At 60.9% G+C, this 11,614-nt stretch carries 11 protein-coding genes; 6 read left to right on the top strand and 5 right to left on the bottom strand.

Going from position 1 to position 11,614, the window contains the following annotated elements; genetic code table 11:
- Positions 1–105: 105 nt before the first annotated feature.
- Positions 106–1,481, top strand: a protein-coding gene (locus A7317_RS30435) for an IS3 family transposase (RefSeq protein WP_420492573.1) whose coding sequence is annotated in 2 segments (ribosomal slippage) — positions 106–597 and positions 600–1,481 — 1,374 coding nt in all. Because the reading frame shifts where the segments join, the coding sequence is not laid out codon by codon here.
- A 401-nt stretch (positions 1,482–1,882) separates the two neighbouring features.
- On the opposite strand, the gene A7317_RS28325 is transcribed toward A7317_RS30435, so the two are convergent.
- Entirely contained in the window at positions 1,883–2,350 is a 468-nt protein-coding gene (locus tag A7317_RS28325) for a TIGR02444 family protein (protein WP_069077261.1), read from the bottom strand.
- A gap of 50 nt (positions 2,351–2,400) precedes the next feature.
- Here A7317_RS28325 and A7317_RS28320 point away from each other — a divergent pair, with 50 nt between their 5' ends.
- From A7317_RS28320 to A7317_RS28310, 3 genes are all read left to right on the top strand, one after another.
- Positions 2,401–4,311 (top strand): ATP-binding cassette domain-containing protein, encoded by a 1,911-nt coding sequence (locus A7317_RS28320; RefSeq protein ID WP_024078045.1) that lies wholly within the window; start codon positions 2,401–2,403, stop codon positions 4,309–4,311.
- Entirely contained in the window at positions 4,311–4,877 is a 567-nt protein-coding gene (locus tag A7317_RS28315) for a mechanosensitive ion channel family protein (RefSeq protein WP_069077260.1), read from the top strand. Before A7317_RS28320 ends, A7317_RS28315 begins: the two co-directional genes overlap by 1 nt.
- Before the next feature lie 172 nt (positions 4,878–5,049).
- Positions 5,050–5,682 carry a LysE family transporter gene (locus A7317_RS28310; protein ID WP_069077259.1) on the top strand — a complete coding sequence of 211 codons (633 nt, stop codon included), beginning with the start codon at positions 5,050–5,052 and terminating at the stop codon, positions 5,680–5,682.
- 93 nt (positions 5,683–5,775) lie between these two features.
- On the opposite strand, the gene A7317_RS28305 is transcribed toward A7317_RS28310, so the two are convergent.
- Genes A7317_RS28305 through A7317_RS28290 form a run of 4 tightly spaced genes read right to left on the bottom strand, consistent with a single transcriptional unit; the run spans position 5,776 to position 8,922 of the window.
- Entirely contained in the window at positions 5,776–6,516 is a 741-nt protein-coding gene (locus A7317_RS28305) for a penicillin-binding protein activator LpoB (protein ID WP_069077258.1), read from the bottom strand.
- Between the two features lie 3 nt (positions 6,517–6,519).
- A complete protein-coding gene (lpoB, locus tag A7317_RS28300; RefSeq protein WP_024078041.1) occupies positions 6,520–7,107 on the bottom strand; it encodes a penicillin-binding protein activator LpoB in 588 nt (195 codons plus the stop codon).
- 35 nt (positions 7,108–7,142) lie between these two features.
- Positions 7,143–7,514 carry a YcfL family protein gene (locus A7317_RS28295; protein ID WP_024078040.1) on the bottom strand — a complete coding sequence of 124 codons (372 nt, stop codon included), beginning with the start codon at positions 7,512–7,514 and terminating at the stop codon, positions 7,143–7,145.
- A 10-nt stretch (positions 7,515–7,524) separates the two neighbouring features.
- Positions 7,525–8,922, bottom strand: coding sequence for a COG3014 family protein (locus A7317_RS28290; protein WP_069077257.1), 1,398 nt, complete (start codon positions 8,920–8,922; stop codon positions 7,525–7,527).
- 316 nt (positions 8,923–9,238) lie between these two features.
- Between A7317_RS28290 and A7317_RS28285 the strand changes: the two genes are divergently transcribed.
- Both A7317_RS28285 and A7317_RS28280 read left to right on the top strand, forming a co-directional pair.
- Positions 9,239–11,134, top strand: a complete 1,896-nt coding sequence (locus A7317_RS28285) for an FTR1 family protein (RefSeq protein WP_069077256.1) — start codon at positions 9,239–9,241, stop codon at positions 11,132–11,134.
- Positions 11,135–11,136: 2 nt separating this feature from the next.
- Positions 11,137–11,592 (top strand): YaiI/YqxD family protein, encoded by a 456-nt coding sequence (locus A7317_RS28280; RefSeq protein ID WP_024078037.1) that lies wholly within the window; start codon positions 11,137–11,139, stop codon positions 11,590–11,592.
- Positions 11,593–11,614 lie beyond the last annotated feature (22 nt).

Raw genomic sequence — 11,614 nt, 5'->3', positions numbered from 1 at the left:
AGCTTGTCAGATCGCTATCGGGGGCAAGTCCCCTCCCACATTTTGATCTGCGAACTGAAGTGCGCCCCAGAAGTTGGACACCCATCCAATTTCTGGGGCGTTTTCATGAGCAAGTACACCACGCAGTTCAAGCTATCTGCCATCACCGCTTTCCTTGAGCGAGGCCGAGGGTTTCGCCGGGTCGCCGCTCAATTTCAAATGGACCCCACCTTGCTTCGTCGTTGGGTCGAGGCTTATCGATTACACGGTGAGGCCAGCTTGAGCAGTACCGGCCAGCGTTACAGTGCCTTGTTCAAGTTCTCTGTTCTACGGTGCATGTGGGATGACTCCCTTTCCTTGCGCCGCGCAGCGGCGCTTTTCAACTTGGGGGATTCCACTCAGGTGGGCAGATGGCAACAGCAGTATTACAGTGGCGGTATTGAAGCCCTGGAGTCAGGGAAAAGAGGACTGAGCACCGCTATGCCTAAACCACCTGCTAAACCACGCAAAACCGCTGCCCCACTCACCAGCCCTGAGCCTGAGCACAAGACGTTACTTGATGAGCTCCAATACCTACGGATGGAGAACGCTTATCTAAAAAAGCTTGGGGAGTTAGGCGAGGCGGTGATGAGGCGGGAGAAAGAACAGAAGAAAAAGCCCGATTAGTCAGTGAGCTTAAGCAACACTTTCCCTTGCGTGACTTGCTCAAGCTAGTGAGCCTTGCGCGAAGTACGTACTACTACCAACTCAAGGCGATGGGCGTTGCGGACCGACTTTCCTCGATCAAAGCTTCTATCCAGACCATCCAAAACGAGCATAAGGGCCGCTTTGGTTACCGTCGGATGACGCTAGAACTACGTAAAGAAAGATCGCTGATCAACGGTAAAACGGTACGACGACTGATGGGGGAGCTGGGTCTGAAATGCACGGTGCGGCCTAAGAAATACAGGTCGTATAAAGGGCCGATGGGCGAAGTGTCGCCCAACACCTTGGCTCGTCAGTTCGAGGCTGAGCAACCGAATCAGAAATGGGTGACGGATGTCACCGAGTTCAAAGTGGCCGGCAAAAAGCTGTACTTGTCCCCAGTTTTGGACTTGTACAACGGAGAAATCGTGGCCTATCAGACGGCAATACGTCCCCAATATGCCTTGGTGGGCGAGATGCTGGAAAAAGCTATTGAAGGCTTACCTGAGGGCGGCAAGCCAATGCTGCATTCAGATCAAGGCTGGCACTATCGATATCCAAAGTACCGGGAGAGGCTAGAAAAAGCAGGGCTGGAGCAAAGCATGTCACGCAAAGGAAACTGCCATGACAACGCCACAATGGAGAGTTTCTTCGGCACGCTGAAGTCAGAGTTCTACTATCGGGAAAGCTTTGAAAGCGTGGAGCAGTTGCAAGCGGGGCTGGATGAGTACATCCATTACTACAACCATAAGCGAATCAAAGTGAAGCTTGGCGGACTGAGCCCTGTAGCGTACAGGACCCGGTCCGCTGTAGCCTAACCAACAGCTGTCCAGCTTTTGGGGCGCACTTCAAAGCCAGTTGCTAAAGCCGCTGCTGCAAAACCAGCCGCTAAGCCAGCTGCTAAAGCCACTGCTGCAAAACCAGCCGCCAAGCCAGTTGCTAAAACTGCTGCTGCAAAACCAGCCGCCAAGCCAGTCGCTAAAGCCGCTGCTGCAAAACCAGCTGCCAAGCCAGTTGCTAAAGCCGCTGCTGCGAAACCAGCCGCCAAGCCGGCCGTTAAAGCCGCTGCCGCGAAACCCGCTGCTGCCAAGCCTGCACCGGCCAAGCCAACGGCTCCAGCAGCGCCTGCTGCTAGCCCGGCAGCGACCACCGCTCCAACCGCATCGGCCAGCAGCACCCCTGCACCGGTAGCGCCAAGCACCACCCCAACCAGCGCTTCCTAAGTGCCGGTGACTTCGACGCGCAGCTGCTGCAGCGCGTCGGGGTCAAGGTTGGCGGCATCCTCAGTCGCCAGTCTTTCCAACCATTGCGGTTGACCCACGCCATCACCCGCCTGCCATCCCAGAACCAACGCCTCCAGGCGTGCCAGCAACTGTCGCTCGGCATCCAGCTCCAGGGCCTTGACCCGTTCCCGCAATGCCGCCAATGATTCATCCTGCTGTGCCAGCTCTCGCCATTGCACCCGCACCCGACGCAAGGGTTCGATGACCTGCATCTGCCAAGGCCGGGCAATTTGTTGCAGTGCCTGCACGCGCTCGGGTACACACCCTACACCTCGTTGTTCCAGCCAGGCCCCGCAGAGCAACAGGCACACATCCGCTCCTTGTTCCTGGAGGCGCAGGCACGCGGCCTCCACGCCCGGGCGGGTGTAAGTCGAGAGGGCAAAGCTCCACAGGTCAGCACACATATTCACACCCAAGCCAGCGGCCTGCGAAGCTGGTAGACTCCGCCGCCATTATGATCCGACTTCAAAGCCTAACATTACAGCGTGGCCCGCAACGTCTTCTCGAAGACGCCGAGCTGACCCTGCACGCCGGTCACAAAGCCGGCCTGATCGGTGCCAACGGCGCCGGCAAATCCACGTTGTTCGCCCTGTTGCTGGGTGAGCTGACCCCGGATTCCGGGGACTGCCTGCTGCCGGCCGACTGGCGCATCGCCCATATGCGCCAGGAGATCGACACCCTGGACCGCATTGCGATCGACTACGTGCTCGATGGCGACCTGCGCCTGCGCCAGGTTCAGCACGACCTGGCCGAGGCCGAGAAAGCCCAGGACGGTGCCGCCCAGGCGCGCCTGCACTCGGAACTCGACAGTGCCGACGGTTACACCGCCGACGCCCGCGCGCGCAAGATGCTGGCCGGCCTTGGCTTTACCAACGAGCAGATGGACCGCCCGGTCGCTGACTTTTCCGGCGGCTGGCGCATGCGCCTGAACCTGGCCCAGGCGCTGATGTGCCCCTCGGACCTGTTGCTGCTCGATGAGCCGACCAACCACTTGGACCTCGATGCAATCCTGTGGCTGGAGGACTTCCTCAAGAACTACCAAGGCACCTTGCTGCTGATTTCCCACGACCGGGATTTCCTCGACGCCGTGGTCGACAACATCGCCCACGTCGAACAGAAGAAAATCACCCTTTACCGGGGTGGCTACACCGCGTTCGAACGCGCCCGTGCCGAGCGCCTGGCCCAGCAGCAACAAGCCTACGAGAAGCAGCAGGCGCAGCGTGCGCACATGGAAAGCTACATCGCTCGGTTCAAGGCCCAGGCCACCAAGGCCCGCCAGGCCCAGAGCCGGATCAAGGCACTGGAGCGCATGGAAGAGCTGTCGGCGGCCCACGTCGATTCGCCCTTTGATTTTGTGTTCCGCGAATCGGTGAAAATCTCCAGCCCACTGCTCGACCTCTCGGATGCGCGCCTGGGCTATGGCGACAAAACCATCCTCGAGAAGGTCAAGCTGCAGCTCACGCCGGGCGCACGCATCGGTTTGCTCGGGCCTAACGGCGCGGGCAAGTCGACGCTGATCAAGAACCTCTCGGGTGAGCTGCAGCCCCTGGCCGGCCGCCTGACCCGTGGCGAGAACCTGGTAGTGGGCTACTTCGCCCAGCATCAGTTGGACTCCCTCGATGCCAAGGCTAGCCCGTTGCTGCACCTGCAGCGCCTGGCACCGACCGAGCGCGAGCAGACCTTGCGCGATTTCCTCGGCGGGTTCGACTTCCGTGGCGCACGGATCGATGAGCCCGTGTTGAACTTCTCCGGTGGCGAAAAGGCTCGCCTGGCCCTGGCGTTGATCGCTTGGGACCGACCGAACCTGTTGCTGCTCGACGAGCCCACCAACCACCTAGATCTGGAGATGCGCCTGGCGTTGACCATGGCCCTGCAGGAATTCAGCGGTGCGGTACTGGTGGTGTCTCACGATCGCCACTTGCTCAAGAGCACCACGGACAACTTCCTGCTGGTGGCCGATGGCAAAGTCGAAGAGTTCGATGGCGACCTGGACGACTATGCGCGCTGGCTGACGGATTACCGCCTGCGCAACGCACCGGTCAGCAACACCCCGGTCAACCCGGACAAGACCGACAAGAAAGCCCAGCGCCAGGCCGCTGCCGCGCTGCGCCAGCAGTTGGCGCCGCACAAACGCGAGGCCGACAAGCTGGAAGCCGAGCTGGGCAAGGTCCATGAACGCCTGGCCAAAATCGAAGCCAGCCTGGGCGACAGTGCCGTGTATGAAGCGGCCCGCAAGGACGAACTGCGCGACCTGCTGGCCGAGCAGGCCAAGCTCAAGGTCCGTGAAGGGCAACTGGAGGAAAGCTGGATGGAAGCCCTCGAACTGCTCGAAAGCCTGCAAGCGGAGCTGGAGGCGCTGTCCTGATGGATACGTTGCAGCTGCCGTTCCCGGCGCAATGGGTCGAGCCGGTGTGGATCGGTGTGCAAATCCTGCTGATCCTGCTGGCCGGCTACCTTGCCCAGCGCTTTGTCGCAAAAGGCCTGACCCGCCTGGGTGAGCGTTACCCGTTCCCGCCACAATTGCTGATGCCGCTGCGCGGCGGCTTGCGCTGGCTGATCATGGGCAGCGCGCTGATCTTTGTGTTGGAGCGCCTGGGCGTTTCCGCCACGGTGTTGTGGACGGCACTGTCGGGGTTTGTGGCGGTGGCGGCGGTGGCGTTCTTTGCCATGTGGTCGGTGTTGTCCAACCTGCTGTGCGCGATCCTGATTTTCACGGTCGGGCCGTTTCGTCTCGGTGATATCGTCGAGCTGGTAGACACCGTCGACAAGCCCGGCGTGAAAGGCCGGGTGGTGGCGATCAACCTGCTCTACACCACGCTGATCGAGGTCGAGGAAGCAGGGACCGGCAGCGCAGTGGTGCAGGTGCCCAACAGCTTGTTCTTCCAGCGTTCGGTACGACGTTGGCGCGATACAAGCGTCTCACCTCTGTAGGAGCGAGCTTGCTCGCGAAGAACGTGAACGATACCGCGGGGAGCCTGACGCCCAGCGGCGCCTCTTGGCTTTTCGCGAGCAAGCTCGCTCCTGCAAGAAATCTATAGCCATTCCTTGGTCGTCGGAGTTAGCTTAAGGCACAACAATCGCTGACTCTTTCCCGAGGTGTGTAATGGCACTCGACACATGGCTGGCCTTTTTCCTGGCCAGTTGGATCATCTCCCTTTCTCCTGGCGCTGGCGCCATCGCCTCGATGTCCAGTGGCTTGCAATACGGTTTCCTGCGCGGTTACTGGAATGCCATTGGCCTGCAACTGGGCCTGGCGATGCAGATTGCGGTCGTTGCTTGCGGCCTGGGTGCCATTCTGGCGACATCTTCCACCGCCTTCTATGCGATCAAATGGTTTGGCGTGGCGTACCTGGTGTACCTGGCCGTCAAGCAATGGCGTGCGCTGCCCATGGACATGACCGATGACGCGGCGGTGCGCCCGATCGGCAAGTCGATGGCGATGATGTTCCGGGGTTTTCTGGTTAACGCCAGCAACCCCAAGGCGCTGGTGTTCATGCTCGCGGTGCTGCCGCAATTCGTGAACCCGCAGGCGCCGCTGTTGATCCAGTACCTGATCCTGGGTGCGACGATGATCAGCGTCGATATGATCGTGATGGCGGGGTATACGGGGTTGGCGTCGAAGGTGTTGCGGTTGTTGCGCACGCCTAAGCAGCAGAAGCGTATGAACCGCACGTTTGCCGGGTTGTTCGTAGGGGCTGCCGGCTTCCTCGCCAGCCTTCACCGCGCCACGGCATAACTGACGAAACCGAATCAAAACTGTGGGAGGGGGCAAGTCGAATCGTCGCACCGCCCCTCCCACATTAGTTTTGCGGTGTGTGTGAATAGGGCGTCAGCGCAGGATCTTCGGCGCTTCATCCCTTGGCAGGTTGTTGCGCAACACCGGCTGACCGGGGTCTTGATACTCTCCGCCCAGTTGCTCCGCCAACTGCCGCGCCACATCTTCACCCAGCGCTTTCGACACCTCCTTCACCACACGCGGCCGGTTCAGGCTTACGCGCACATCACGGCTGTTCACCAGCTTGGTGTCCTGGCCCTCACCCATGGCGGTGAACGCCGAGGTGATTTCGAAAGTGCGGGTGTTGATCAGGCTGAAATCCGCCACCAGTGTCAGGCCCAGCACCGCCGAGTAACTGTTGGTGTGGTCCAGGGCGTTGATGTCCTGGGTGAAGTCGATGTCTGACAGCGTGCCGAACAGCACGTAGTCCGCACCCTTGAAGTTGCCGGCCTTGATGCGTTTGATCACATCGTAGACGTCTGCCTTGGCGTCGGCCGTGTAAGGCGTGCCCTGCACCAGTTGGAACTGGCGCGACTTGAGGATCTCGCCCTTGATGTCACCGCTGAATTTACGCAGCTCGGTCTGTTCGATGTAGCGGGTGCGGCTTTCGTACTCGCTGTAGTTTGACGCGCCACTGGCGTGGTAAGCGCCGGCCTGGAAGTTGTTGCTGGCCGAGACCTGGTGAATGTACTCCTCGACCTGTGCCTCATAGGCCAGGTCGGTCACCGCGATCTTCGGCGCGGCCGATGCGCCAAAGGCGCACAGCAGGCTGATCATGCCGATCCATGCACGCATTGCTTAGCGCTCCGTGGTCTTGCGGATTTCTTTTTCGTCCATCCATTCGGCCAGGCCGCTCTCGACGTCGATCAGTTGCAGGCTGAACTTGTAGAACACGTCCTTGTAGTCCGAGCTGCGCTTGACGATGGAGCTGATCGAGCCTTCCAGGCGGTACTTGGCGGCGACCATATTGCCGGTCTTGCTCACGGTGGATTTCTTGTACAGGCCGCTCTGGTTCTGCAGCTTGAGTTGGTCGACCTGGCTTTGCATATCGGTGTTGTCGCTGGCGAACCGCGCGGTGCCGGTCTTCATCAGCTGGGTCTTGATCGACGTAGTGATCTCGCGGGTATCGATGTACTCGCTGGTCTTGTTCTTCACGTCATACACCTGCACTACCGGGCGCCCCTGGAGGATGCCGGACTGGGCCAGGGAGCGGGTCATGCTCTCGGCGATCATCTGCAGGTCGGTGGAACCGAATTCGTTGGTCACCAGTTCCACAGCCTTGGTATCGCCGTAGCTGATGTTTTTGCCGCCCAATACCGGTGAAGTATTGGCGCAGCCGCTGGCCAGGACGGCGACCACGGCGAGCATCGAGAAGCGTGCAAACATGGGGATATCTCTCTGTAAGCGGAGGGAGGAGGGCTTCAAGGCGTCTTCACTTCAAGACGGAAGTCCGCCGCCTGGGGCAAATTGGCGATGGCCGGCAGGAACGTGGCCTGGTTGGCGTACAGATTCAGCACCTTCCAGGTCTCTTCATCGCCTACCGGGAAACCGTCGGCGCCCAGCCAGGCGAAGCGGTAATACATCATCTGGTTGCTGCTGGTGATGTTGCTCAACTGCACCTTGGCCGTTAGAAAACCGTTCTCGCGGGCGACGCGGATGGCACCGACGGCGATGCCCTTGAACTTGCCCATCACCACGATCTTGCTGGCGGCACTGCCGGGTGCCGGGGGCGGCGGGGTCGCGCAGCCGGCGAGCAGGACCAGCGCCAAGGCGCCGAGGATGAAATGACGCATAGCGCGCTCCTTAGGGTTGTTTGAGGGTGGCGATAGCCTGGGGTTGAGTGCTCGGGACCACATGGGCCGCGAGGCCGCCGGCGAACACCTGGTTGCCGACTACGCGCAGGGTGATCACCTGGTAGCGCTGATCGGCCTTGATCGTCACCAGCGTGCCGCCCAGGGCGTTGGGCAGGCTGACCTGGTGCTCGCCATGCTTGAGGCGCAGGCGCGTGACTTGGGTCATATCCGGCAAGGTGCGCCAGGTCCGGGTGTCGGCGCCTTCGGCCACGGCCGAAGCAATACCCAGCACCAGGCCCGCCATGGGGTTGGTCTTGTTCAGGTTGTTTTGCGCCACGCCACGGCTGATCGCGCGCACGGTGGTGCGCAGGATGATCCCCGGCATGTCGTCACGCAGTGCGCGACGGGACATCGCGGTGGTGCTGTTGAGCGCGGTGAGGTTCTGCTGCCGCCCGTCGACACCGATTTGGGCGAAGGCCGGAGTGGAGGTGTCTGCCTTGATCACCGGGAACGACAGTGGGGTGATCACCAGGTTGCCGTTGATCGGTATCGGCAAGGGCAGGCGGATCGAATCGCGGGCCGGTGCCAGGCCGCTTTGGACCACGATCAGCACGTCGGTTTCATCGGCGCCGACCTTGGATTTATCCAGGTCCAGCAAGGCCTGTTCCAGCAGCGGGGTATTGGGGCGCAACTCGGCCGCCTTGCGATAACCCGGTGCGGCCAGGTCTTTTTCACCCAGGGCTTCGTAGACGAACCCGGCGAGGTAATGGCTGAACGCACTCTGGTAGCTGTTCTTCAGGCCGACCACTTCGGGAGCGTCCAGGGCTTGCACCGGATAGCCGCGCAGGTCCTTGATCTGGGTGGTCACGCCCTGGCGCTCGGCTTCGTCTTCGCGCTTGAGGTACTCCTTGTCGCGCAGGTCGGCGATCACGGCTTCGCGTTCGTGGGTCTTCTTGATCTCGGTGCGCGCGCCGTCGAAGTCATTCAGGGCCAGCAGGTTCAGGGCCATCTGGGTGGTCAGCATGACTTTTTCGTAGTCATAGCCTTCATAGCGACGCACTTTGTCGTTGACCAGGAAACTGCCGAATTGGGAAAGGTACTTTTCGCTGTCGAACTTGACCGACTCTTCCCATTTGTAGACTTGCAGGTCGGCGCTGCGCCAGGCGGTCTGGCTGCCAGTCAGGTCGCCCCTGGCCCGCAGCAATTCCCCTTTTTCAAAGAAATAGAGCAGGTCCTTGTCTTCGCCGGTGTTGTTCTTTTCCAGCAGGGTCAGGGCGGCGTCGACATTGCCGGTGGCCAACTGCTGATTGGTGGCTTGCAGCTCGGAATCGTAGCTACGAAACATCGAGCAACCGGACAACACGGTGACCGCCGCGAGCGCTAGCGGGGTTAAGGCGCGAAATGCCATGGCAAGCTTCTTCCCTGAACGTAATCAGCCGAGGTGCTGGTCGGCTCGAATCACCAATCGCAGGATGCACGGCGCGTCCTACTAATTCCTCATAAAAACGAGGAGCAAAATTCCCTTTCGCGATAACAGGGCGCGGCATTATAGGCGTCATTAATGGCAAAACAATGGCTTTTTGCTGTGATCTAATCGACAAAAAGCCATCATGGCTTTTCAAAAGGCTCGGTTCTTCTTCTGCTCTGCGAATCACATACGCCTTGAGTCAAAGCGCATAAACCTCAACAATGTGTTACTTCGTATTTCCCCTTGAGATTCATTCATGACTGCCCCCTTCCGTGTTCTCGCCTGGCTGGTGTTGCCGGCGTTGATGTCGTGCAGCTTCAACCTGTTGGCCGCGAGTCCTGAAGGCGCGCAAAAAGCCCTGCATTTGCTGGATTACATTGGCGCGGACTACCCCCCGACAGTGGCGGCGGGCAAAGTCGTTGATGAGTCGGAATACCGTGAGCAGGTGGAGTTTCTTGGGGTTTTGCAGGGCCTGGTCGTGGACTTGCCGTCGAAACCCGAGCACGCCGAGCTGGTAAAGGGTGTGGATGAATTACAGGCGGCCGTGACGGCTCGTCAGGATGGCGCGACCGTGGCCCGCCAGGCCCGTCAGTTGGGCGCCAAGCTCGCGGTGGCGTATGAAGTCAGCCAGGCCCCGGCAATCACCCCTGACCCAACGCGAGGTGCACCGCTCTATGCACAGCATTGTTCGGTCTGCCACGGCACGGCGGGTACCGGTGATGGCCCGGCGAGCGTAGGCATGACGCCACCTCCGGCGAACCTGCGAAATGCTGTACGCCTGGACCGCCTGAGCCTGTATGCGATCTACAACACCCTTGGCCTGGGCGTCGAAGGCACGGACATGCCGTCCTTCGCCGACCAACTGGACGATCGCCAGCGTTGGGACCTGGCCACTTACATCGCAGGCTTTACAGCCGATCCGGCCGCAGCCAAAAGCGAACACCCCTTCAACCTTGCCGACCTCGCCCGTCAGACACCCAATGAAGTGCTGGCCAGTGCCGGTCCGGCCGCTGCCGCGACGTTCCGGGCCCAGCGCGCGCAACCGCCGCAGGTCAAGCGTGGCCCGGCGCAGTTGCTCGACTACACCGCCGCGACCTTGGACAAGAGCCTTGCCGCGTTCCGCAACGGTGATCGTGAACAGGCCTACGACTTGTCGGTCGCGGCGTACCTGGAAGGCTTCGAGCTGGTGGAAAGCTCCCTGGATAACGTCAACGCCACTGTACGCAAGGACACCGAAAAGGCCCTGATGGCCTATCGGCAGTCGTTGCAGGATGGCTTGCCGATCGAACAGGTGCAGCAGCGTCTGGACGTGGCCAAGGGCAAGCTCACCGAGTCTGCCGGTTTACTGGGCGGCGACGGTTTGAGTTGGTCGCTGAGCTTTATTTCCGGGCTGTTGATCCTGTTGCGCGAAGGGTTGGAAGCGATTCTGGTGCTGGCGGCGATCCTCGCCTTCCTGCGCAATACCGGCCAGCAATCGGCGGTGCGCAGCGTCAATATTGGCTGGGGCCTGGCGTTGTTGGCCGGCCTCGCGACCTGGGCGTTGGCGGCGTATGTGATTGACGTCAGCGGCGCACAGCGCGAATTGCTCGAAGGCTGCACGGCGCTGTTCGCCAGCGTCATGGTGCTGTGGCTTGGCGTGTGGATGCACGACCGGCGCCACGCGGCAGCCTGGCAGGACTACATCAAGAGCAGCCTGGTGGGCGGCGGTGGGCGGTTTGGCTTTGCGGTGCTGGCCTTCTTCTCGGTGTACCGCGAACTGTTCGAGGTGATCCTGTTCTACGAAACCCTGTGGCTGCAAGCCGGCCCGGCCGGGCACAACGCTGTGCTGGCGGGTGGTGCCACGGCGTTGGTGCTGCTGGTGGGCCTGGCATGGGTGATCCTGCGCGGTTCGGCGAAGCTGCCATTGGCGCTGTTCTTCGGTATCAACGCCGCCCTGTTGTGCGCGCTGTCGGTGGTGTTCGCCGGGCATGGCGTGAAGGCGTTGCAGGAAGCGGGCATTTTCGGCACGCGGCCAGTGGCGTTCTTTGACTTCGATTGGCTGGGTATCCACGCCGATGCCTACTCGCTGAGTGCACAGGTGGTGGCGATCCTGGCAATTGTGGTGCTGTACAGCCGCAGCCGTGTGGCTGACAAGCGCCGATTGGCGGCCTGACCATGCGCGTGTGGATCGATGCCGATGCCTGCCCTCGGGCCGCCAAGGATCAGGTGGTGAAATTTGCCCTCAAGCGTCAGTTCGAGGTGGTGCTGGTGGCGGGGCAGAGCCAGATCAAGCCGAGCTTTGCCTGCGTGAAGCTGATCGTGGTACCCAGCGGCCCGGACGCGGCGGATGATTACCTGGTGGAGCACGCAGTGCCCGGCGAATTGGTGATCTGTAGCGATGTCCCCCTGGCTGACCGCCTGGTGAAGAAGGGGGTTACAGCCCTTGATCCACGGGGCAAGGAATTCAGCCCGCAAAACATGAGTGAACGGTTGGCGGTACGCAACCTGTTCACCGATCTGCGCGAGCAGGGCCAGATGGGCGGCGGCCCGCCGCCCCATGGGGAAAAGGACAAGCAGGCGTTTGCCAACGCACTCGACAGGATACTGACGCGGTTGATGCGCCAGACCTGATCCTGTGGAGATTGAGCGTTGT

Origin of the sequence: Pseudomonas fluorescens (genome assembly GCF_001708445.1) — a bacterium.
In the GTDB taxonomy this organism is placed as follows: Bacteria; Pseudomonadota; Gammaproteobacteria; order Pseudomonadales; family Pseudomonadaceae; genus Aquipseudomonas; species Aquipseudomonas gorinensis.
The sequence above is the reverse complement of the archived record's forward strand: the minus strand, read 5'-3'. Positions and strand labels throughout refer to the sequence as shown.